This is a genomic window from Streptomyces sp. NPDC001270 (assembly GCF_042896695.1).
In the GTDB taxonomy this organism is placed as follows: domain Bacteria; phylum Actinomycetota; class Actinomycetes; order Streptomycetales; family Streptomycetaceae; genus Streptomyces.
Map to the genome: position 1 here is coordinate 385,086 of NZ_JBIAXM010000002.1, position 21,881 is coordinate 406,966.

The following is a 21,881-nucleotide window of genomic DNA, read 5'->3' on the forward strand; positions in this document are numbered from 1 at the left end:
TGCTTCGGTCTGCTGTCACTCGCTTCGATGAAGCCGACCGACGGCGGCCGCACACGTCCGGCTCCGGAGCATGTGTCCCCTTGCTCGGACGCCGCCGGTCGTGCGGCCACCACCGATGACTTGGCCACCGTGGCCGGCGCAGCCGCCATGGTCGGCCCCGCCATCACGGATGGGTCGGCCGCCATGGTCGGCCCTGCCGCAACGTATGGGTCGTCTGCCACGGGTGGCTAGGCCGCCATGGATGGCTCACTGGCCGCCTGGGGTCAACGGCTCAGCAGTCGGCACAGCCAGCGGAAGCGGGCCCGGCGGGCGTCTCTGGAGACGCCGGCGTGCGGGGCCATCTGGTCGAAGCCGTGGAATCCACCTGCCCAGACGTGCAGTTCGGCGTCGCCGCCCGCCTGCCAGATGCGCGTCGCGTACTGGACGCCTTCGTCGCGGTAGGTCTCCGCGGCACCGACGTCGAGATAGGCAGGCGGCAGCCCGGACAGGTCCGTCGCGCGGGCGGCGGCACCGTAGCAGGAAACCTCAGAGCCGCCCCGGTCGCCGCCGAGGTGGGCCGTCCACCCCAGCTCGTTGGCATGGCGATCCCACACCCCCAGGCCGGTCATCTGTATCGCCGAGGGGGTGTCGTTGTGGTCGTCGAGCATCGGGCACATCATCAGCTGGCCGAGGATGCCGGGACCCTGCCGGTCGCGGGCCATGAGGGCCAGGGCCGCGGTGAGACCCCCGCCGGCGCTGCCACCTGCGATGATGATGCGCTGTGGGTCCGCGCCGAGAGTCGTGGCGTGCTGCGCGACCCACCTGAGCCCGGCATGGCAGTCCTCGATCGCCGCGGGGTAGGGGTGTTCAGGAGCCAGCCGGTAGCCGACGGACACGACGACCATTTCGAGGGGTTCGGCCCACTCCTGGAGGATCGCCTGCACTCCGGTGCGGTGTGTTCCGCTGATCATGCCTCCACCGTGCATGTGGTAGAGAACGGGCGCCTGTTGATGCAGACCCGCGGGGCGTGCGACGAGCAGGGGGACGTCCGGTGCCCCGTCCGGTCCGGGCACCAGGAGTTCCCGGACCTCGAACCTGCCCCGGTCGCGCAGCTCGTCGAGCGACGGGTCCGCTGCCGCGACGTGTGCACGCCACTGGGGGATGTCGTCGTTCGACAGCGGTACGTTCTCCAGTGCCGGACCCAGCTTCTCCAGCGCGTCGGCGAGTTCCGGTTCGAAGGGCACGGGCGGGGCCGTGCGCTGCGTCTGGCTTTCAGTGGTGTTCATGGGTCTCTCGTCCTTTCAGAAGTGTGGGAAACATGGGGCCCTCGCCTCGCCGCCGTGTCGTTCCCGGTCCGTGAACCGAACCGGTCCGGACGACCGTCGGACGGCCAGGGCCTACGGCCGGACGGCCAGGGCCTACCGTCGGACGGCCAGGGCCCGCGTCAGGTGTGTCACCTGTGGCTCTCCGCCCGCCGGCCGCACTCGGCCGCAGCCGGGCGGGACTCTTGCCGGTCGGGTGGTAGGACGCGTAGCAGCCGGTGCCCTGCGGAAGCTGTCGGCCGCTGGTCGACGTCGGAATCACCGGACGCCGTGGAGGCGACGTAGCGGGCGTGCAGTTGGCCACAGGCGGCATCGATGGAGGAGCCGAACTGACGTCGTCTGGTGGCGTGCACACCGAGTGCGCGCAGACCGGCGACGAACCGGTTGACCTGTGGCGACGACGGGGCATGGAAGGCTGGGTCCGCTCCCACCGCCTGGTTGTAGCGAATCACGCTCACGTGGAACAGTTCCGGCCTTGACCGCGCGGCCACGATCCTGGCGAGACGGTGCATATGGTCCTGGGTGTCGTTGACACCGGCGATGAGCAGATAGGCGAGATAGATCTTGCGGCGAGCGACAGCCGCGTGCTCGTCCAGAATTGCCAGGCTGTCGCCCAGGGGAAAACGCCTTTCCAGCGGGATCAGCCGGGCTCGCTCGTCACTGAACGGTGAGTGCACGGACAAGGTGATCGTGACCTGCGGGTGCTCCTTGGTGAGCGTCTGGAGATTCGGGGCGAAACCCACCGTGGACACGGTGATCCTGCGCGGGGAAATATCACCGAAACCACTGTCCGACAGCAGGGTGAGCGCATCGAACACGTGTGGATTGGCCAGTGCCTCGCCCATGCCCATGAACGCCACACTGTCCGGCAGGCCCTCGTCCTGTGGGCGCCAGCGCGGGTGCATGACCTGGGCGTAGATCTCATCGGCCGTCAGATTCCTGGCGAGACCGGTGGCACCGGTCGCGCAGAAGGTGCACCCCAATCCGCACCCGGCCTGGGAGGAAACGCAGATCGAGGACCAGCCGGCCCGGTAGCGGGAGAGAACGGTTTCGAATCGCGTTCCGGGATCCGACTCGAAGATGACCTTCTCCACTTGTTCAGCGGATCGGCAGGAGACCGGAACGATGGGCAGCAGCCGCGGACCGAACCGTTCGGTGAGGCTGCGCCGCAGGTCAGCGGGTAGTCCGTGGATGGACTCGAAGGTGTCGGGTTCGCCGCGGCGCATGGCGGTGACGACTTGGCGGTAGCGGAATCGAGGCGCGCCCATGGATTCCAGATGGTCCCGGATCGATGCCAGTCGAGTGCCCGGCGGGGGATTGGCGAGCGGGACGTCGGACCGGCGTGCGCGAGCGCGCGAACTATTGGCGTGATGCTGGTGCGTCATGACTTTGATACGTGCCATCTTGAGAAGGGATCGTTCGGGTGCCCAGGTGGGTGTGACATCACGCCACACCTGCCGCTGTGCGGAGGCGATCCGGGAATTACCGTCGCTGTCCGCATCTCGCGGTGCTGAAGCCGTCAGGATCCGCCGCACACCAAGGAGCCCCCAGCCGAAGCGTTCCGAGCCGAGACGTCCAAAGACGCGGTGCTCTCAGGAGAACGCCGAAAAGGAAAGGGGGATGGGAATGGGAATGCGGGGAATGACGGCCGAAGAAAACGCCACGTTGCCACGCAACTCCGACTCGTGCGTGGAACTGGGATGCCGCGTCATCAGGTGCGCAGGCGGTGGCGTGATGAATGCCTGGCGCGGCTACAGTCTGTCGACCTCGATAAGCATGGCGGTCACCTTAGCACACCGAAAACATGCGTCCAGTGAACAGGGGAGCCGTGTGTGTGCCGGGACGTGAGGGCCGCTCGTAGTGCCGTTCGGGCCCAGCCGGACGGCACTACGACGCGACACCACGGAAGGCTGGCGCCCGACCGCGGTTCGACAGTTCGATGCCGAGCTTGTCGAGCTGACCGTGCAGGTCGTCCCGTACCGCGGGGAGCAGGCCGGACATCAGCGGACCCGGGGCCCTGCGACGGCGAGGTCCGACAGGTGCCGTCAGCGAGACGGCGAGACGACATCAGTTGTACACGAGCAAGTAGTCACACGTGCTCGTGCCATCGTGGAGCGAGACATCACTGTTCAGGACGTAGAACGCCTGGGCGAATCCGCTGGTGGTCATCTTCGGGACCACGATCAGTGTCTGGTTCGCCATGGCCAGCCCGTTCGGCGCCACCACGTTCCGGTACAGCAGCGTGAAGAGATTCTGCATGAGGTTCGGCACCTTGAGAATGCGGTACGTGCGGTCCCCCGTACCCGGAGGGCCCGAGACGGGTGCCTGGTTCACCGGGGCAGCCCATTGCACGGGCTGGGTGGCCATGCGGCCCATGGATTCGAGTTCTTGCAGCCGCCTCTGCGTACTCGCCCGGATGCCGGCCATGTGAATGTGCAACTGGTTGAAGCGCCGGGCGCCCTGCGAATTGATCCCCAACCCGATATTGGGGTACTGCACGGGAACGCTTCCGCCGCTCCTCGCGTTCTGCCACGCGTCGTTCCAGTAGTTCGCCGCCGCGGGGTCCTCAAGAAACGGGCATTCGATACCCGTGATCCGGCAACTGGGAAGCAGTAGATAGTTGTGCTGGTTCTCGGGCTTGCCGTGCAGCACGACGTAGTTCGGGGTTGCCCGCAGGCAGTCGGGCTTGGGCTGCGGCGGGGGCGGGACCGTCCCGTTCGTGCAGTACTGGACGTCGTGCCAGAGTGCGTCGTTGTCGGTGGGCCTGCCGCAGAGCGACTGCATCTGAGCAGGTGGGCAGGGGCTCGCGCCTCCCCCAGGAGGAGGGGTCGGACACGAGCCGTACGCGGGCTCGCCGGGCACCGGGTCCGTTGCCGCGGTTGCGCTTCCGGCCGCTCCCGCGACGGTCAAGAGCGTGGCGGCGCCCATGGCGCCTGAGAACGCGACGAATTTCCGCCGAGGCATCGCAGCCGAGTTCTCGTGGTCGTGCATGGGTGATCTCCGATGGTGATGACCGCTGCCTGGGTTTACTGGCCATGAGCAGGGGAACGCGGCTCGCCTCATCCTGCCCAGCCGCTGATGCCCTCACAGGGTAAGCAGCGGCGAGCGTATTTTCCGTCAACTGAACGAGTGAGCGTGATGTGTTCCGCCATAAAGCGGTCATCTCACGGAGCGTGGCGGTGCCCCGGACGGACCCGGCACAGAGTGAGCCGCACCGCGACCAGCCGCGCCGTCGATTCCCGCACGCATCGCTCGGCCAGGGCGCCGGCCGAGGTGCGGGCCCCGTCCTGGACGACCGCGTCGACCCGGGCCCGGCCGGCCACTGGGGCGAAGACCGCACGGTGCGCACAACCGCCATGACTTTGCCGCTGTTTCACGGCCCCCCACCTGCGCATTGACTCAAGCTTTACGTCCAGGCGGTCTTGAGCTTTGCACCACGACTTCATATCTTTCCGGGCAACGGTCGACGGCGCCAGAAAGGTTCCACGTCCATGGAGGCATGCGCGATCCGGCTGCAGGGGCTGCGGAAGTCCTTCGGCGAGACGACCGCGGTGGCCGGGGTCGACCTGGAGATCCGGGACGGGGAGTTCTTCTCGATGCTCGGCCCGTCCGGTTCGGGCAAGACCACGGTGCTGCGGCTCGTCGCCGGCTTCGAGACCCCCACCGAAGGCCGGATCGAACTCGCCGGTCAGGACGTCACCGACCGCGCCCCGTTCGAGCGGGACGTGCACACCGTCTTCCAGGACTACGCCCTCTTCCCGCACATGACGGTCGAACAGAACGTCGCCTACTCCCTCAAGGTACGCAAGGTGCCCAAGGCGGAGCGCCTGGACCGGGCCCGCCAGGCACTGGCCGACGTACGCCTCGACGGGTTCGGCACGCGGCGACCGGCCCAGCTCTCCGGAGGCCAGCGCCAGCGCGTCGCGCTCGCCCGCGCCCTCGTCGGCCGGCCCCGCGTGCTGCTGCTCGACGAGCCCCTGGGCGCGCTCGACCTCAAGCTGCGCGAGCAGATGCAGGTCGAACTCAAGGCGCTCCAGCGCGAGGTCGGCATCACCTTCGTCTTCGTCACCCACGACCAGCAGGAGGCCCTGGCGATCAGTGACCGCATCGCCGTCTTCCAGCAAGGCCGCGTCGAACAGGTCGGCACCCCCGCCGAGATCTACGAACGCCCCGCGACCCCGTTCGTCGCCTCCTTCGTCGGCACCTCCAACCTGCTGGCCGGCGAGGCCGCCGAGCGTGTCGTCGGCACGCCCGGCACCTACAGCGTCCGCCCCGAGAAGATCCGTGTGCTGAAGGAGTCGGCCGGCCCCGGCGATCCCGGGCACGCCACCGCCACCGGCACGGTCGCCGAGGTCGTCTACCTGGGCGACACCACCCGCTTCCTGGTCGACCTCGACGCCGGCGGCCGCCTCACCGTGCTCCAGCAGAACCTGGAGAACACCGCCGAGGACGTCGCCGCCTACCGCGGGACCCGGGTCCGGCTCCAGTGGCAGGAGCGCCACACGGTCCAGGTCCCGTCCCCCCACTGAACCCGCCCCATGTTAGGGAGAACCGCGTGCGCCCCATCCGAACCCTTCAGACGGCGGCCGTCGCCGCGCTGCTCCTGGCCGCCACCGCCACCGCCTGCGGCTCCTCCGGCTCGGGCGGCGGATCGGCGGCCGGCGGCCTCAACCCGCCCGATCTGAAGGCCCCGTCGAAGCTGGGCGCGACCGAGGGCAGCGTCAACCTGATCGCCTGGGCCGGCTATGTGGAGGACGGCTCCAACGACCCGAAGGCCGACTGGGTCAGTGACTTCGAGCAGCGCACCGGCTGTCAGGTCCACTCGAAGGTGGCGGCCAGCTCCGACGAGATGGTCAAACTGATGAAGACGGGGGAGTACGACGCGGTCTCGGCCTCGGGCGACGCGTCCCTGCGGCTGATCGCCTCCGGTGCCGCGGCCCCCGTCAACACCGCCCTCGTCCCGAACTACAAGGACGTCTTCGCCGACCTGAAGATGCAGCCCTGGAACTCCGTGGACGGCAAGGCGTACGGCATCCCGCACGGCCGGGGCGCCAACCTCCTGATGTACAACACGCGGAAGGTCACCCCCGCCCCGACGTCCTGGGCCGCCGTCTTCGACGACGCCGCCGCCCACCGGGGCCACGTCACCGCGTACGACTCGCCGATCTACCTCGCCGACGCCGCGCTCTACCTCAAGGCCAGCAAGCCCGAACTGGGCATCAAGGACCCCTACGCGCTGGACCAGAAACAGTTCGACGCCGCCGTCGCGCTGCTGAAGAAGCAGAACGCGGACATCGGCGAGTACTGGAGCGACTACCTCAAGGAGGTCTCCGCCTTCAAGAGCGGCGACTCCGTCATCGGCACCACCTGGCAGGTCATCGCCAACCTCGCGGCCGACGAGGGCGCCGACGTCAAGGCCCTCGTCCCGAAGGAGGGCTCGACCGGCTGGTCGGACACCTGGATGGTCTCCGCGCAGGCCGCACACCCCAACTGCGCCTACAAGTGGCTCGACTGGATCATCTCGCCGAAGGTCAACGCCCAGGTCGCCGAGTACTTCGGTGAGGCCCCCGCGAACGCCAGGGCCTGCGCGGAGACCACCGACAAGAACTTCTGCACGACCTACCACGCCGCCGACAGCGCCTACTGGAAGCGGATCGCCTTCTGGAACACGCCGATCGAGCAGTGCCTGGACGGCCGCACCGACGTCAAGTGCGTGCCGTACGCCAAGTGGGTCCAGGCCTGGACCGAGATCAAGGGCTGACCATGACCGTCGTCGCGCCGACCGCCGGGCGGAACACCACCCGGCGGCTCGCCGGAGCGCTGCACCGCCGCCCCCGGCTCCGCCTCGCCCTGCTGCTCAGCGCCCCGCTGCTGTGGCTGGGCGTGCTCTACCTCGGCTCGCTGGCCGTGCTGTTCGTCTCCGCGTTCTGGACGACCGACTCCTTCACGTCCGAGGTGGTGAAGGTCTGGTCCACCGACACCTTCCGCACACTGCTGACGACCCCCGTCTACCGGCAGGTCGTCCTGCGCAGCGTCGCGGTGGCCCTCGCCGTCACCGTCCTGTGCGCCGTGATCGCCTTTCCGATGGCCTGCTACACCGCCCGCGTCGCCCGCCCGCGCCTGCGCCCGCTGCTCGTCGTCGCCATCCTCACCCCGCTGTGGGCGAGTTACCTGGTCAAGGTGTACGCCTGGCGGCTGATCCTGTCCCAGGGCGGGCTCGCCGACTGGATGCTGGCGCCGTTCGGGCTCTCCGGACCCGGTTTCGGGCTCCCCGCCACCGTGCTGACCCTGACGTACCTCTGGCTGCCGTACATGATCCTGCCGATCCACACGGCCCTGGTCCAGTTGCCGGACAGCCTGCTCGACGCCTCCGCCGACCTGGGGGCACGGCCCGGCCGCACCTTCCGCTCCGTGGTGCTGCCGACGGTGCTGCCGTCGGTCGCCGCCGGATCGGTGTTCACCTTCTCACTCAGCCTCGGCGACTACATCACCGTGCAGATAGTCGGCGGCAAGACCCAGCTCATCGGCAACCTCGTCTACTCCAACATCGAACTGAACCTGCCCATGGCCGCCGCGCTCGCCACCGTCCCGGTCGTCGTCATCGTGCTGTACCTGCTGGCCGTGCGCCGCACCGGTGCGCTGAGCAGCCTGTAGAGGAGCCCGCCGTGCAACTCTCCCGTACCGCGCGGATCGTACTGCGCGTCACCGCCGGGATCGGCTTCGCCGTCGTCTACGTGCCGCTGCTGCTGGTCCTCGTCAACTCGCTGAACCCGGACCGCAGCGCGAGCTGGCCGCCGCCCGGACTCACCGGGCACTGGTGGTCGGTCGCCTGGGACAACACGGGTGCCCGCGGCGCGCTGTGGACGTCCGTCCGGGCCGGTCTCGGCGCCACCGCCGTGGCGCTGGTGCTGGGCACCCTGATCGCCTTCGCGGTGGCCCGGTACCGGTTCTTCGGGCGGCACGCCGTCTCCTTCGTCGTCGTCCTGCCGATCGCGCTGCCCGGCATCGTCACCGGCATCGCGCTCAACTCGGCCTTCGGTACGGTCCTCGAACCGCTCGGCGTGGGGCTCGGGCTGTTCACCGTGGTCGTCGGGCACGCCACCTTCTGCATCGTGATCGTCTTCAACAACGTCGTCGCCCGGCTGCGCCGTACCTCCGCCGGGTACGAGGAGGCGGCGATGGACCTGGGCGCGCACACCTTCCGGGCCTTCGTGGACATCACCTTTCCGCTGGTGCGCTCGGCGCTCTTCGCGGGCGGGCTGCTCGCGTTCGCGCTGTCCTTCGACGAGATCGTGGTGACCACCTTCACGGCCGGCCCCGGCATCCAGACCCTGCCCGTCTGGATCTTCGAGAACATGACCCGGCCGCAGCAGGCCCCGGTGGTGAACGTGGTGGCCGCGGTGCTCGTCCTGCTCTCCGTGATCCCGATCTACCTCGCCCAGCGCCTGTCGTCGGACACCGCGGCCGCCGCCGGGAGGGCGGGCGCACGATCGGCCGGTGCATGAACGTCCGCCGTGAGGCGTGCGGCAGGCCGCCTGCCTCAGCACTCGCGGTCGGCACGCCCGTGGTCAGCCGGTCAGGGGCGGCCACCGGTCTTTCAAGGCCGGGTCGACGCCGTTGAGCCACACCAGCCTCCCACCGAGGCGGCGATGGCGGCGGGGCCGGCACCGGGGCGGAGCGCCGCGTACGAGTCGGGGGCGTTGTGCCGGAGCCAGCCGGTGATGCGACGCCAGGCATCGGCGACCTGCCGTACGGTGACCGCGGCGACGTCAGGGTCGGCGGGCCGCACCTGCTCCCGGTCCTGCTTCTGCTCCCGGTCCCGGTCCTGGGCGTCCTCGGCCTGCGGCATCCCATCGTCGGTCGGCTGATCTCCGGCGCCGAGCCGCTGACCGATGTCGCGCTCAGCCACAGCACCCGCAACGAGCGCCGGTACTTCGAGAAGTCCAAGGACTGGCCCCGCGCGGCGACGGCGGTGAACACGGGGGTGTCGTAGATTCCGTAGTGCGTCGAGTACGCGGTCGCGAGGATGCGCAGCCCGACACGGAGCGTCCCCCCGCACCTTGTGGGACCACCGCCAGCAGAGGCGGCCGGCGGTGAGGGTGGCGACGGCGTGGGCGACGAGGTGGGGGACGATCATCTCGCGGATGAACGGGGTGGTGGCGTAATACGTGTCGAAGTCCCGGCGACGTTCCGCCGGGGTGTGCCCGAGGGTGAACAGCAGCGCGATCAGGGCGCAGACGATGCCGTACGCGAGCACGGTGATGCGGGAGAGCCGCCTGGTGTGTGCCACGGCGGGGCCGCCACGCCAGTGGAGAACCAGCACGACCGACGCGCCGGAGAAGGCCATCAGCAGGATGTAGATGAGCGGGACGGCGCAGTTGGTGACGCCGGTGAGGCGGCGGAGCGCGACCACGGCGCTCTCGGGGGTGAGCACGAGCACGCCGCCGCCCGCGAGCAGCAGGGCACAGATCGAGGAGAGCAACCGGTCCCGGCCCCGGGTACGCACGACGGCCGGAAGCTTCAACAGGCTGTTCCCCCTGGCTGCCCGGCAACGCAGGCATCGGATGCTGTCCTGACCCGGCCGCTGGACCGCGTGCGGGCCGGTGCAACGGTTCCTTACGTTCCAACGTAAGGAACATTGAGAGAAGTTGGGGCGCGTGGCAAGGAACATGACATGACGAGCGAGACCGCAGCCCGGGGCGGGCCGCGCGGGTGCGCACCGAAGTGGGCGCGCACCCGCACATCCGGAAGAGGATCACGGCCATACTGGCGGGGCAGGAGTCCGGCAGCGCGGCGGGCATTCCGGCCGCGGCGCGGGAAGAGGAATGAGGAGGCGGGTCTTGCCACAGCACCGTCACGTCCGTCTGGGCGGCATCGACATGCACATCGCGGAGCAGGGCGAAGGGCCGCTCGTCCTGCTGCTGCACGGCTTTCCTGAATCGTGGTACTCCTGGCGGCACCAGATCGACGCCCTCGCCGCCGCCGGCTACCGCGTGGTCGCACCGGACCAGCGCGGCTACGGAACCACCGACCGTCCCGACGGCGTCGACCAGTACTCGATCTTCCACTTGGTCGGCGATGTCGTCGCGCTCATCCGTGAACTCGGCGAGGAACAGGCCGTCGTCGTCGGGCACGACTGGGGCGCCGTCGTCGCGTGGCACACCGCGCTGCTGCGCCCCCAGATCGTGCGCGGGGTGGTCGGCATCAGCGTGCCGCCGTGGCCCCGCGGACCGCTGCCGCCGCTGACCGTCAGCAAGCAGCGTTTCGGCGAGGGTTTCTACCAGAACTACTTCCAGGAACCGGGAGTCGCGGAGGCCGGCCTGGGCGCGGACATCACGGCCACCCTGCGGCTGGCCTACAGCGCCGTGCGCAATCCCGAGCCGACGGAAGGGTTCCTCGGCATGTTCGCCGAACCCGAGACGCTGCCGGCCTGGCTCACCGAGGAGGACCTGGCGGTCTTCGTCGAGCAGTTCACCGCGAGCGGCTTCACCGGCGGCCTGAACTGGTACCGCAACCTCGACCGCAACTGGGAGCTGACCGCCCCCTGGCAGGACGCCCCGATCACCCCGCCGTCGCTGTACATCAGCGGTGAGAAGGACGTCGTGCGCACCTTCTACGCGATGGACGACGCCGCGCGGGCGATCGTGCCGAACTTGCGGGGGATCGTCGACGTGCCTCAGTGCGGCCATTGGACCCAGCAGGAGCGCCCCGAGGCGGTCACGGACGCGCTGCTGGAGTTTCTGCGCGGCCTGTGAAATCCGGCCGGACCGCAGGGAGTTGGCACCGGGTGGCCGGGTGGCCGGGTGGCCGGGTGGCCGGGTGGCCGGGTGGCCGGGTAGCCCGTTCGACCGGCGGGGCCGCTTCTCTCCGTAGCCCCAGCGGCTCCGCGCCGGGCGGTCGGCTACCGTCGCAGCTCGGCGGCGTAGCCGGACAGGCTCTTGGCGACGCGGCGCAGGGCGTCGGCGTTCCGGGCGGCCCGGGCGAGCAGGAGGGCCCCCTCGAAGGCGGCGACGACCAGTTCGGCGTGCGCGTCGGCGGCGGACGCGTCGAAGCCGCGGCGGAGCAAGTGGTCGGCGACCAGCCGGGTCCATGCCTGATAGGTGGCCGAGCACACGGTGCGTATCTCGTCGTTGTCGCTGGCCAGTTCCAACGTGGCGGTGCTCACCGGACAGCCGAGGCGGAAGCCGCTCTGTTCCAGGTCCGTGGCGAGCGCCTCGGCGAACAGGGTCAGCGCGGTCGACTCGTCCACGTCCTCGGCGAGCAGCGCGCGCAGTTGCCCGGTCACCCGGTCGGACTCGTAACGCAACGCCGCCACGACGAGTTGGTCCTTGCCTCCCGGGAAGTGGTGGTACAGCGATCCGCGGGGTGCCTGCGCCTCGGCCAGCACGGTCAGCACGCCGGTGCCGGTCACGCCGCGTTCCCGGAAGAGGCGTGCGGCAGTACTGATGATGCGGTCACGCGCGTTCGTCCTCACGGCGCCGATTCTATCCTTGACGTACTAGACCGGTCTGCATAATGCTGGTGGTATGGAGTTGACCTTGGGAAGTGTCGGGATCTGGACCGGTGTGCTCGACGCGCTGCCGTTGCCGGAGGCCCGGGAGGTGGTGGCTGACCTCGATGAGCAGGGCTGGGGGTCGCTGTGGTTCGGCGAGGCGTTCGGCCGCGAGGCGCTGACCGCAGCACAGGTGTATCTGGCGGCCGGGCGGCGGATGGTCGTCGGCACGAGCATCGCCAGCATCTACGGGCGGGACGCCGTGGCCGCCGCGGCCGCGGCGCGCACGTTGCACGCCATGTATCCGGGGCGGTTCGTGCTCGGGCTCGGCGTGTCCCACGCGCCGCTGGTCGAAGGGATGCGTGGCCACAACTACGGCAGGCCGGTGGCGGCGATGTCGGCCTACCTGGACGCGCTGGACGCCGCCCCCGCGGGCGTCCCCGGCGAAGACCGGCTGCCGCCCCGGGTGCTGGCCGCGCTCGGCCCGCGGATGCTGGGGCTGAGCCGTGACCGGGCCGACGGCGCGAACCCCTACCTCGTCCTGCCCGAACACACGGCCATGGCTCGCGAGACCCTGGGCGGCAAGCCGGGCAACGGGCCCTTGCTGGCGGTCGAGCAGGCCGCGGTGCTCGACCCCGACCCGCAGGTCTGGCAGAGCCGGGCGCACGAGCACCTGGAGATCTACACCGGCCTGCCGAACTACCGGACATCCTGGCTGAGACAGGGCTTCGGCGAGGCCGATTTCACCCGGGGCGGCAGCCCGAGGCTGGCCGAGGCGATGGTGCCGCGCGGCCTGGAGGCGACGGTGCGGCGGATCCACGAGCATCTGGCGGCAGGCGCGGACACGGTGTGCGTCCAGGTACTCGGTCCCGACCTGGTCACACCTCCCCGGGCCGACTGGGCGCGGCTGGCGGAGGCGCTGGCGCTGCGCGGTTGACACAGCGGACCGCCTCGGCGAGCTCGCCCGCAGCATGGATCCGGGCGCCGTGCCGGCCGGTTCGGGATCGTCGACTGCCACCGCGCCACCGCGGTCCGGCGGCGCGACAACCTCGGCGCCGGCCACGTCGGCGACTTCGTGTCCCTGCTCGCCGGATTGCCCAAGCAGCACGCCGACGTCACCGCCGAGGACCCGACCGACTACCGCGCCCCACCCCCACCACAAATCTATAGTCACTTCAGAAATGCGTCGACTCCGACCTTCAAGTCACTCTGGCTGTGATGTAGGGTCGAGGCATGATCACGCAGGTACCCGGGCGCCGTGAGCGCAAGAAGGCGGCGACCCGCAAGGCACTGTCCGGCGCCGCCTTGAGGCTGTTCCTGGAGCGTGGCTACGACGGCGTCACGGTCGCCGAAGTGGCGGACGAGGCCGATACGGCCCTGGCAACCCTGTTCGCACACTTCCCGGCGGGCAAGGAAGCCTTGATCTTCGACGACGGCACCGAGCGACGCGAGGCGCTGGAGGCCGCACTCACCGAACGGCCGGCCGGAATGTCGGCCCTTGACGCCCTTGAGACCTACCTGGCCAACCGGGGCGCCTTCGCCGAAAGCCTGTCGCCGGAGGAGCAGCGGAAGCGCGAGCTGATCATTTCGACGCCGGTACTGCGGGCACACGCCCGTTCCTTGTGGATGGGCTGCGAAGGCAGCCTGACAGGGCTGCTCGCCGAGGAGAGCGGACGTGATCCTCAGGACGTCTCCTTGCGGCTGCTCGCACGCTACGTACTGGAACTGCCCGACCTGATCGGTGCCGACCGCCACTCCCGCGCATCGCTGGAGACAGCCTTCGCGCACCTGCGGCGCGGCTGGCCCGACCTGTAGACCCTGCGCCCTTCGTACCGCGACAATCCCGTCCGATCACCACCAAACGGCGTGCTCCGCACCGGCACATCACCAGGACCGGCACGCCATCGACCGACGGCGCGCACGTCAGCGGCCCCGGCGGCGCATGATCCGCGCGCATCCTCCACGTCCATGGGTTCGAAGCCACCGCCTGTTACGGCCTTCGTCCCAGGAACTCCGTGCCTTCGCCCCAAAACTCCGTGCAGTCGCACCGACGCCTGATCCGAGCGGCCCGCGCACGCGCGGCGGCCTCCCGCACCACCCGACTGACAGCCAGGAGCAAGACGATGAACGTCCTTGAACACCTCTACCCCGCAGACGACGGCTTCCCGCTGACCATCCGTGACTCCGGGCAGGGCCACCCGGTGCTGATCCTGCACGGGGGATCCGGCCCGGAGGGCGTGGACCCGCTCATCGATCACCTTTCGGGCGATCACCGGGTCCTCGCCCCGATCCACCCCGGATGGGAAGACGCACCGCGTCCCAACTGGTTCAGCGGCATCGGCGACCTCGCCGACGCCTACCTCGACGTACTGGCCGAGTTCGCCCCGCAGGGCGCGGCCGTCATCGGCAACTCCTTCGGCGGCTGGATCGCCTCCGAGATGGCCATCCGCGACCAGGCGCACACCATCGACCGGCTCATCCTCATCGACGCCATCGGACCGGAGATCCCCGGGCACCCCATCCAGGTGCCCCGGCGGCCGGGACAGGGCGAAGAACCGCCCTCCGTGGCCGCATTGCGCACCTACATCGATCCCACCAAGGGCGACGAGTCCCTGCTGCCCCGGCTCTCAGCCGTGGAAATCCCCACTCTGGTGCTGTGGGGAGAGCACGACCCCGTCGTCGGCACCGAGTTCGGCCGCATCTACGCCTCCGCGTTCCCCCACTCCCAATTCACTGTCCTGCCCGGGGCCGGTCATGTCCCCACCCGGGAGAAGCCCGCGGAGACTTTCGCGGCCATCGATACGTTTCTGACCACCGGCCGAGCCCGATAGCGCTCAGTACGACGGCAGCGGACGACTGCCGCCGACGGTGCGCCCCGACCGGCCGACCACCTGCATACGTGTCTCCGTGGCCGTAGGTGTGTCAGGACGCTCCGGCTCCGTGCAGCAGGGTGTCCACGACGACGTCGGCGGCCTGCCCGGGGCTCAGCTCCGGCAACTGCCGGGACACCAGGTGCATCAGCTGGGGCAGGAGCGCGCCCACCCAACCCTCCGGGAGTCCGGGGCGCAGTAGTCCCTCGTGGGTGGCGCGGCGCAGGAAGTCGTCGACTTTCCGGACGGACGTGTCGCGGCGCCGGCGGACGGTGTCGTCGGTGAGCATGCGGGTGAGGTCGACCGGCCAGGTGCGGTTGACGGTGATGATGTTCTCGACGTAGCGGTGCAGGGCGACGGCGACGGGTGCCTCGCGCAGCCGGGCGTCCTCGATGGCCTGCTCGATGGCTGTGAGCCGGGCTTCGTGGACGGCGGCGAGGAGGTCCTCGCGGGAGGCGAAGCGCCGGTAGACGGTGCGCCGGTCGACGCCCGCCTCGGCGGCGATGCTCGCGATGCTCGCGCCGGGGTCGGCGGCGAGCATACGTGCACCGGTGGTCATGACGGCTTGCAGATTGCGTGCTGCGTCGGCTCTCACCCTGGAAGGGTAACTCAGATGATGAGGATCGAGGCATTAGAGCAACTCTCAAGTGCAGCTAACAAGCCTAAGTGCTACATTGATGTGGCGTCTGGATGGCGCGTTCGAGCTGACTGAAACGAAAGCACCGGAAGAGAGACTGCACGTGATCACCTACGACCGGCTTTTCATCGGAGGTTCCTGGGTCGAGCCGAGCAACCCGGAACTGCTCGACATCGCCTCGCCGCACGACCGGTCGGTGGTCGGTGCCGCCGCACAGGCGCAGCCGGCGGACATCGACCGCGCGGTGGCAGCGGCACGGGCGTCGTTCGACGCCGGTGTCTGGCGTGACACACCGCCGGCGGAACGGATCGCGGTCCTGCGCCGGTTCAACACGCTGCGCGAGGAGAACGCGGAGCGGATCGCGCACCTGATCTCGCTGGAGAACGGTTCGGCGGGGTGGTTCACCCGGGCCGGACAACCCGGCCTGACCCGCCAGGCGAACGCCTATCTGAAGGCGGCGGAGGAGTTCGGCTGGGAGGAGACGCTGGTGCCCTCCGACCCGGCGTCCCCGGTGCGCAGCGTGGTGCGCCGTGAGGCGGTCGGCGTCGTCGCCGCGGTCATCCCGTGGAACTCGCCGTTCTCCTCGGCCACCTCGAAGATCATCCCCGCCCTGCTGGCCGGCAACTCCGTGGTCCTCAAGGTGTCCCCGGAGAATTCGCTGAGCATGGGCTTCCTGGCCGAGCTGGTGGAGCGGGCGGGCCTGCCCGAAGGCGTGATCAGCGTGCTGCCCGCCGACCGGGAGACCAGCGAGTACCTGGTCTCGCACCAGGACGTCGACAAGATCGCCTTCACCGGCTCGACGCGCGCCGGCCGCCGCATCGCCGCGATCGCGGGCGAGCAGCTCAAGCGGGTCAGCCTGGAGCTGGGCGGCAAGTCCGCCGCCGTCATCCTGCCGGACGCCGACATCGACAAGGCCGTCGCGGGGGTGAGGTTCGGCTCACTGCTCAACAACGGCGAGTCGTGCATCGCGCAGACCCGCATCCTGGCCCCGCGTGAGCGGTACGAGGAGGTCGTGACCGCGCTGAAGGAACTGGTGGAGTCGTTGAAGGTGGGCGACCCGGGCGACCCCGACACCTTCATCGGCCCGATGATCCGCCCCGACCAGCAGGAACGCGTACGCAGCTACATCCAGCTCGGCATCGACGAGGGCGCCCGCCTGGTCACCGGCGGCCCGCAGCTCCCCGAGGGCCTGGAGCAGGGCAACTACGTCACGCCCACCGTCTTCGCCGACGTCGACAACTCCATGCGTATCGCCCAGGAGGAGATCTTCGGCCCGGTCCTGGTCGTCATCGCCTACGACGGGGAGGACGACGCCGTCCGTATCGCCAACGACTCCGAGTACGGTCTCTCCGGTGGCGTCTGGTCCGCCGACGAGGAGCACGCGCTGGCCGTCGCCCGCCGCATCCGCACCGGCACCCTCACGGTCAACGGCGCCTCCGTCGCCTTCGACGGCCCGTTCGGCGGCTTCAAGGCCAGCGGTATCGGCCGGGAGTACGGCGCGGTCGGCCTCGGCACCTACACCGAGTACAAGACCATCACCGTCTGACCCGGTGCCTGGGTACGGCCCCCGGCTCCCGCCCCGGCCGCCTCCGTCGGCGGCCGGGGCGACGGCTGTCGCCACGGCGACGGGGTGCTGGTCGCAGGCGACGCAGGAGTGGTGTCCGTCAGAAGATCGCCAGCGGATTGACCGGGACGCCGGTCAGGCCGTGGATGCGTGGCGGTGCCACCGTGAGCAGGAAGGCGTAGCGGTTCGACTCCCCGCAGACAGCGGCCAGTTCCGTCAGCTCCGCGACGTCGATCAGGGGCATGCCCAGCAGCGGCAGAGCGACACGGTGCAGCGGTCCGGGAACGGCGGGATCCAGCGGCGGGTGGGCGTCGCCGAGGTCGCCGGCGTACAGGGACACGCCGCGCCGGTGCATCCACCGCACCGCGTCCAGGCTGATGCCCGGCATCGGCCTTGCGGGGTCGATGGCGTAGACCCACCCGCAGCGCACCACCAGGGCGTCCCCGGACTCCAGCCGTACGCCCTGGCGGGCCTCGGCCGCTTCGAAGTCCGCCGAGGTGATCGGGTGCCCCATGGGCAGCGGGCCGTCGGAGGCCAGGTCGAGCAGGACACCCCGGGTGGCGATCCCGGCGGCGAAGGCCGCCGTGGAACCGTGCAGCACGCCGGCCGGTGTCACGCTCTGGGCGAGGGGACGACCCGGGTAGACCTGGCCGTCCACGATCTGGTGCCCCAGGGCGTCGAGGTGGGTCGAGCGCACGTGGTGGTTGGCCACCAGCATCATGTCCGCCGTCGCGGGTGCGCCCCCGGTGTACTGCATCAACTGCTGGACCGGCGAGACGTCGCGGGTGGTGGGCGCGAAGGGCCCGCTGACGAGCGGTGCCGGCTGGATCGGCTGGGCCAGCGAGACCGCTCGCCCGGTACGGGCCTCCGCGGCGCCCCTGGCCCGGGCCTCCTCGGAGATCAGGTTGAGCGTGCCCACTCGTCGCCCGCACCCCATCGGCCCCAATTGCTCGGGAATTCCGGCTCGTTGGCCGGTCCGGTGACGTCGTTCTGCGGTTCCGTACCCATGGCGGTGAACCTACCGGAACGGGCCGTGCGCCCTTTCCCATGGGTGTGCCGCGGCCCCGTGGGATTCCGTCCGGCCGTCTCCCGCATCGTCGGCACCTTCGAAGCCCCGGGCAGGACCAGGGCAGGACCTGGGTATCGTCCTGCCCGGGGCGGTCCGAAGCCGGCGTCAGTCCACGGACGCTTCGACGATCGAGAAGACGGTCGAGGTGGGCACGACGCCGTCGAAGGTGAACCCGGCCCGTTCCAGCAGCGTGCGGAACTCCGGCTCGGTCCGCTCCCGGCCCGGCAGCATGCCGAGCATGGTCAGGTCCACCATCTTCATCATGTGGGGCGTGTCGCCCGGCGGGATCACGCCCTCCAGCACCAGCAGGCGGGCGCCCGGGTTCGCGGCCTTCCGGATCGACTCCAGGATGCGTACGGCGTAGTCGTCGTCCCAGTCGTGCAGGACGAAGCTGAGCACGTAGACGTCGGCCGCCGGCACCGACTCGAAGAAGTCACCCGCCGTGAACGTGATCCGGTCGTCCAGGCCCCGCTCCGCGAGGTGTGCGGTGGCCGCCGGCTCGACCGGCGGGAGGTCAAGGATGACGCCCGTACGCTCCGGCCGGTCCGCGATCAGTTGCACCAGCACCGAACCGTCGGCGCCGCCGATGTCCGCCACGACCCGGCCGGGCGGGAGGTCGTATCCGTCGAACACGCCCTCCCGCAGGGCACCGGTCACATTCGCCATGGCGCGGGTCATGAGTGCCGACCGCTCCTGGTCCTCGGACAGCCACTCGAAGAACGGCTTGCCGAAGTACTGCGTCGCCCCCGGCACGCCGGACCTGACCGTCTCCAGCAGACCGCCGAACGGGCCGTAGTGCGTCTCCATCCACAGCTCGGCCGCGCCCGCCAGCGATGCCGGGTGGTTGCGGGACAGCAGCGCGCCCAGCGGCGTGGTGGCCACCAGATCGCCCTCGCTGCGGAACACACCGACCATGGTCAGCGTGCGGATCAGCCGACCGAGCGGGTCCGCCGGCACACCGCTGTGCTCCGCGAGGTCGGCGACGGTGCGGGGGCCGTCGTCCAGCAGGGTGCAGACATCCAGCTTCGCGACGACGTACAGCGCCTGCGAGACCTGGAAGCCTGCGAGCAACTGCGTCATCACGACGCCGGGGGGTGGGGTGGGTGCGGACATGCGCGGTCGGTCCTTCCGGGGAGAACGGTGACGCGTCCACCCTCACAGCGGCCGGTTCCCGTACCGTTCACGTCCGATAGACGGCCAGTTCCCCGCTGATCGCCGCCGCCCTCGGGTCGTCGGTCTCCTCCGCCACCGCGAGCGCCCGCCGGTAGGCCGCGTCGGCCAGGTCGCGCCGCCCCGCGTCGCGGTGCACGTCGCCCAGCGCGCGCAGCGCGACCACGGCGTGGGCGTGGGCGCCGAGCCGGAGGTAGCTGTCCGCCGAGCGGGTGAAGCTCCGCTGTGCCGCCTCGTGGTCGCCGAGCCCGGCCTGCGCGCTGCCGAGCGTGTGCAAGGTGTCGGCCAGCGAGTACGGCCCGAGGCCGTCGCCGAGCGCGAGCGCCGCCTCGGCGTGTTCGAGCGCGGGGCCGAAACGGCCGAGCCGGACCTGGGACCAGCTCACCGCGTTGAGCGCCCAGGCCCGGTGCCTCGCGCCGGAGGCGAGCGGATACAGGTCCAACAGGTCCTGCGCCGACTTGAGTTGGCTCTCGTGCTCGGCGGCGCGGTCCAGGACCCAGATCTCGAAGCGGTACGTCTCGGCCAGGAACTCCTTCGCCCCCGCCGCCTCGAACGCCCCGGCCGCCTCCCGTAGCTGCTCACGGGCGGCGGAGTACCGGCCCATGTTCGACTCCACGAGCGCCAGCCCACGCCGGGAGTGCGCCTCGGCGAGCCGGTCTCCCAGGCGCCGCGCCGCCGCCAACCCGAGGTGCTGGGACGTTTGCAGGTGATGCCAGAGGCCGTGCCGGCTGAAGAAGTCGCGCAGCGCCCAGGCCAGCCGCCACGAGTGCCCGTCGAACCCGTCGCGGTGGGCGAGGTCGTGCGCGGCCAGCAGCGTCGGATGCTCGTCGACGAACCACAAGGCGGCGTTCGGCGGTGGTGCCGAGACCACCACGCCCGGCAGCGCCGGCGGGAGCGCGATCCTCGGCCGGCCCGTGAAGACGGCCGCCATCGCCTGCTCCGCGGTGTGCAGGTGGTGGTCGAGCAGCCGGTGCACAGCCTCCCGGCGCTCCTGGTCACCGGGCCACGGCAGCTCGGAGGCGAACGCGCGGACCAGGTCGTGCGCGGCGAACCGGCCCGTTCGGTGCTCGACCAGCAGCGCCGCTTCGACCAGCGCGCGCAACAGCGCTCGGGTGTGCCGCTCGGGCAGTGCCAGCATGCTCGCCGCCGCCGCGACGGTCACGTCCGGGCCGGGGTGCGTGCCGAGGACGCGCAGCGCGTCCGCGGCCGCCGGTTCGAGCGCGCGGTACGACCAGGAAAGAACCGCGCGCACATCACCGGCACCGCCGAAGGCGTCCAGCGTGCCGTGCGCGTCGTGCAGTTCGGCGGCGATCGCGGACAGCGGCAGGTGCTCCTGTGCCACGGCCCGTGCCGCGACCACGGCCAGCGCCAGCGGCAGGCCGCCGGTACCGGCGACGATCTCGCGGGCGGCGACCGGCTCGGCGCGCGTCCGGTCCGTACCGACCCGCGCCGCGAGCAGCGCCAGCGCCTCCTCGTCCTTCGGCGGCCGCAGCGCCAGCAACCGGGCGCCGACGCGGGCGAGCAGCGTCGGAAGGGTCCCCCGGCTGGTGATGACGACCAGGCCGGGCCCGGCGCCGGGGAGCAGGTCGCGCACCTGGTCGGCCCCGGCGGCGTTGTCCAGCAGGATCAGCAGCCTCCGCCCGGTGGTCAGCGTGCGGAACAGCCCGGCGCGGACCGCGAGATCGTCGGGTACGTCGGCGGGCGCGACCCCGAGTGCCTGGAGGAACCGGTCGAGGATCTCCCCGGGCGGCGTCGGTTCCCGTCCCGGGCCGAATCCGTGCAGGTCCGCGTAGAGGTGGCCGTCGCCGAACCGCTCGGCGATCCGGTGCGCACCGTGCAGCGCGAGCGTGGTCTTGCCGACCCCGGCCATCCCGGAGATCACCACGACGCCGCCGTCCGACAGAGCCTCCATCCGCTCCAGTTCCTTCGCCCGGCCGACGAACGCCGCGCTCGGGGCGGGCAGTTGCGCCGGTACGGAGGGGACGACCGGGGTGGGCGGCTGCGCCGGTACGGAGGGAACGGCCGAGGTGGGCAGCAGCGTCTCGTCGGCGTGCAGGATCCGGCCGTACAGCTCCCGCAACCGGGGATCCGGATCCACCCCCAGGTCGTCGCGGAGCAGCTTCAGGCACTCCTGATAGGAGGCGATCGCCTCTGCCTGGCGGCCACACCGGTACAGCGCCGTCATCAGCAGCAGCCGCAGGTGCTCGTCCAGCGGATGGGCGTCCGCCAGGGACCGCAGTTCCGGCAGGATCCGCTGCTCGCGGCCCAGTTCGAGGTCGATCTCCAGCCGGCTGCGCAGCGCCGCCAGGTGCTGTCCGTCGAGCACCGGCCGGTGCTGGTCCGCGCCGGGGCCGGTCACGCCGGTCAGCGCGGGCCCACGCCACAGCGCCAGCGCCTCGCGCAGCCGGCCCCCGGCGGTGTCGAGGTCACCGGCGGCGCGCGCCCGGTCCGCCGCGTGGACGGCGCGGGAGAAGTCGTCCGCGTCGAGCATCCCGGGGGCGAGCGTGAGCGCGTAACCCCGCCGGGACGATGCGATGGTCAGCTCGCCGCCGAGCAGGCGGCGCAGATGGTGCACGTACTTGCGGATGACCGCGACGGCGCTGGCCGGTGCCTCGCCGTCCCAGATGCCGGCGGCCAGCGTGGTCGCCGACAGGGGTACGCCGCGGGCCAGCACCAGCGCGGCGAACAGGGCGCGCTGCTGTGGTGGTCCGAGCGGCACCTCGGCCCCGTCACGCCGTACGGCGAACGGCCCGAGCACCTCCACCCGGATCATCCGGC

At 70.7% G+C, this 21,881-nt stretch carries 19 protein-coding genes; 9 read left to right on the plus strand and 10 right to left on the minus strand.

Annotation, left to right across the window (positions count from 1 at the left end; genetic code table 11):
• Positions 1 to 263: 263 nt before the first annotated feature.
• The 4 genes from ACFY2B_RS05550 to ACFY2B_RS05565 all read right to left on the minus strand — a co-directional run bounded on the left by ACFY2B_RS05550 (position 264) and on the right by ACFY2B_RS05565 (position 4,678).
• Positions 264 to 1,265 (minus strand): alpha/beta hydrolase, encoded by a 1,002-nt coding sequence (locus ACFY2B_RS05550; RefSeq protein WP_390761833.1) that lies wholly within the window; start codon positions 1,263 to 1,265, stop codon positions 264 to 266.
• Positions 1,266 to 1,432: 167 nt separating this feature from the next.
• Positions 1,433 to 2,836, minus strand: coding sequence for a radical SAM protein (locus ACFY2B_RS05555; protein WP_390761834.1), 1,404 nt, complete (start codon positions 2,834 to 2,836; stop codon positions 1,433 to 1,435).
• Positions 2,837 to 3,368: 532 nt separating this feature from the next.
• A complete protein-coding gene (locus ACFY2B_RS05560) occupies positions 3,369 to 4,085 on the minus strand; it encodes a CDP-diacylglycerol diphosphatase (protein ID WP_390761835.1) in 717 nt (238 codons plus the stop codon).
• A gap of 380 nt (positions 4,086 to 4,465) precedes the next feature.
• Positions 4,466 to 4,678, minus strand: coding sequence for a hypothetical protein (locus ACFY2B_RS05565; protein WP_390761836.1), 213 nt, complete (start codon positions 4,676 to 4,678; stop codon positions 4,466 to 4,468).
• A gap of 114 nt (positions 4,679 to 4,792) precedes the next feature.
• Between ACFY2B_RS05565 and ACFY2B_RS05570 the strand changes: the two genes are divergently transcribed.
• The 4 genes from ACFY2B_RS05570 to ACFY2B_RS05585 are packed head-to-tail and all read left to right on the plus strand — an operon-like array spanning position 4,793 to position 8,806.
• Positions 4,793 to 5,830: an ABC transporter ATP-binding protein gene (locus tag ACFY2B_RS05570; RefSeq protein WP_390761837.1), complete on the plus strand. Its 1,038-nt coding sequence runs from the start codon at positions 4,793 to 4,795 to the stop codon at positions 5,828 to 5,830.
• 26 nt (positions 5,831 to 5,856) lie between these two features.
• A complete protein-coding gene (locus ACFY2B_RS05575; protein WP_390761838.1) occupies positions 5,857 to 7,062 on the plus strand; it encodes an ABC transporter substrate-binding protein in 1,206 nt (401 codons plus the stop codon).
• 2 nt (positions 7,063 to 7,064) lie between these two features.
• Positions 7,065 to 7,955 carry an ABC transporter permease gene (locus tag ACFY2B_RS05580; protein ID WP_390761839.1) on the plus strand — a complete coding sequence of 297 codons (891 nt, stop codon included), beginning with the start codon at positions 7,065 to 7,067 and terminating at the stop codon, positions 7,953 to 7,955.
• An 11-nt stretch (positions 7,956 to 7,966) separates the two neighbouring features.
• Complete coding sequence (locus ACFY2B_RS05585; RefSeq protein ID WP_390761840.1) at positions 7,967 to 8,806, plus strand: ABC transporter permease; 840 nt, start codon at positions 7,967 to 7,969, stop codon at positions 8,804 to 8,806.
• Between the two features lie 92 nt (positions 8,807 to 8,898).
• Here the strand turns inward: ACFY2B_RS05585 and ACFY2B_RS05590 are convergent, their stop codons facing one another.
• Positions 8,899 to 9,825: a hypothetical protein gene (locus tag ACFY2B_RS05590; RefSeq protein WP_390761841.1), complete on the minus strand. Its 927-nt coding sequence runs from the start codon at positions 9,823 to 9,825 to the stop codon at positions 8,899 to 8,901.
• A 316-nt stretch (positions 9,826 to 10,141) separates the two neighbouring features.
• On the opposite strand from ACFY2B_RS05590, the gene ACFY2B_RS05595 reads away from it, so the two are divergent.
• Positions 10,142 to 11,056: an alpha/beta fold hydrolase gene (locus ACFY2B_RS05595; protein WP_390761842.1), complete on the plus strand. Its 915-nt coding sequence runs from the start codon at positions 10,142 to 10,144 to the stop codon at positions 11,054 to 11,056.
• A gap of 146 nt (positions 11,057 to 11,202) precedes the next feature.
• Here the strand turns inward: ACFY2B_RS05595 and ACFY2B_RS05600 are convergent, their stop codons facing one another.
• Positions 11,203 to 11,775: a TetR/AcrR family transcriptional regulator gene (locus ACFY2B_RS05600; RefSeq protein WP_390761843.1), complete on the minus strand. Its 573-nt coding sequence runs from the start codon at positions 11,773 to 11,775 to the stop codon at positions 11,203 to 11,205.
• A 64-nt stretch (positions 11,776 to 11,839) separates the two neighbouring features.
• Between ACFY2B_RS05600 and ACFY2B_RS05605 the strand changes: the two genes are divergently transcribed.
• From ACFY2B_RS05605 to ACFY2B_RS05615, 3 genes are all read left to right on the plus strand, one after another.
• Positions 11,840 to 12,730 carry a TIGR03620 family F420-dependent LLM class oxidoreductase gene (locus tag ACFY2B_RS05605; protein ID WP_390761844.1) on the plus strand — a complete coding sequence of 297 codons (891 nt, stop codon included), beginning with the start codon at positions 11,840 to 11,842 and terminating at the stop codon, positions 12,728 to 12,730.
• Between the two features lie 296 nt (positions 12,731 to 13,026).
• Positions 13,027 to 13,608 carry a TetR/AcrR family transcriptional regulator gene (locus ACFY2B_RS05610; protein ID WP_390761845.1) on the plus strand — a complete coding sequence of 194 codons (582 nt, stop codon included), beginning with the start codon at positions 13,027 to 13,029 and terminating at the stop codon, positions 13,606 to 13,608.
• A gap of 308 nt (positions 13,609 to 13,916) precedes the next feature.
• Complete coding sequence (locus ACFY2B_RS05615) at positions 13,917 to 14,624, plus strand: alpha/beta fold hydrolase (protein WP_390761846.1); 708 nt, start codon at positions 13,917 to 13,919, stop codon at positions 14,622 to 14,624.
• 91 nt (positions 14,625 to 14,715) lie between these two features.
• Here the strand turns inward: ACFY2B_RS05615 and ACFY2B_RS05620 are convergent, their stop codons facing one another.
• Positions 14,716 to 15,204: a TetR/AcrR family transcriptional regulator gene (locus ACFY2B_RS05620; RefSeq protein WP_390761988.1), complete on the minus strand. Its 489-nt coding sequence runs from the start codon at positions 15,202 to 15,204 to the stop codon at positions 14,716 to 14,718.
• A 199-nt stretch (positions 15,205 to 15,403) separates the two neighbouring features.
• Between ACFY2B_RS05620 and ACFY2B_RS05625 the strand changes: the two genes are divergently transcribed.
• Positions 15,404 to 16,846: an aldehyde dehydrogenase gene (locus tag ACFY2B_RS05625; RefSeq protein ID WP_390761847.1), complete on the plus strand. Its 1,443-nt coding sequence runs from the start codon at positions 15,404 to 15,406 to the stop codon at positions 16,844 to 16,846.
• 118 nt (positions 16,847 to 16,964) lie between these two features.
• On the opposite strand, the gene ACFY2B_RS05630 is transcribed toward ACFY2B_RS05625, so the two are convergent.
• From ACFY2B_RS05630 to ACFY2B_RS05640, 3 genes are all read right to left on the minus strand, one after another.
• Positions 16,965 to 17,783 (minus strand): cyclase family protein, encoded by an 819-nt coding sequence (locus ACFY2B_RS05630; RefSeq protein ID WP_390761848.1) that lies wholly within the window; start codon positions 17,781 to 17,783, stop codon positions 16,965 to 16,967.
• A 255-nt stretch (positions 17,784 to 18,038) separates the two neighbouring features.
• A complete protein-coding gene (locus tag ACFY2B_RS05635) occupies positions 18,039 to 19,046 on the minus strand; it encodes a methyltransferase (protein ID WP_390761849.1) in 1,008 nt (335 codons plus the stop codon).
• A 67-nt stretch (positions 19,047 to 19,113) separates the two neighbouring features.
• Positions 19,114 to 21,876: a BTAD domain-containing putative transcriptional regulator gene (locus ACFY2B_RS05640; protein ID WP_390761850.1), complete on the minus strand. Its 2,763-nt coding sequence runs from the start codon at positions 21,874 to 21,876 to the stop codon at positions 19,114 to 19,116.
• Positions 21,877 to 21,881: the final 5 nt, after the last annotated feature.

Bases quoted from the DNA above. Each gene is read 5' to 3' on its own strand.
- ACFY2B_RS05550 (WP_390761833.1), bottom strand. From the start codon at position 1,265: ATGAACACCACTGAAAGCCAGACGCAGCGCACGGCCCCGCCCGTGCCC.
- ACFY2B_RS05560 (WP_390761835.1), bottom strand. From the start codon at position 4,085: ATGCAGTCGCTCTGCGGCAGGCCCACCGACAACGACGCACTCTGGCAC.
- ACFY2B_RS05570 (WP_390761837.1), top strand. From the start codon at position 4,793: ATGGAGGCATGCGCGATCCGGCTGCAGGGGCTGCGGAAGTCCTTCGGC.
- ACFY2B_RS05580 (WP_390761839.1), top strand. From the start codon at position 7,065: ATGACCGTCGTCGCGCCGACCGCCGGGCGGAACACCACCCGGCGGCTC.
- ACFY2B_RS05610 (WP_390761845.1), top strand. From the start codon at position 13,027: ATGATCACGCAGGTACCCGGGCGCCGTGAGCGCAAGAAGGCGGCGACC.
- ACFY2B_RS05615 (WP_390761846.1), top strand. From the start codon at position 13,917: ATGAACGTCCTTGAACACCTCTACCCCGCAGACGACGGCTTCCCGCTG.
- ACFY2B_RS05620 (WP_390761988.1), bottom strand. From the start codon at position 15,204: ATGCTCGCCGCCGACCCCGGCGCGAGCATCGCGAGCATCGCCGCCGAG.
- ACFY2B_RS05635 (WP_390761849.1), bottom strand. From the start codon at position 19,046: ATGTCCGCACCCACCCCACCCCCCGGCGTCGTGATGACGCAGTTGCTC.
- ACFY2B_RS05640 (WP_390761850.1), bottom strand. From the start codon at position 21,876: ATGATCCGGGTGGAGGTGCTCGGGCCGTTCGCCGTACGGCGTGACGGG.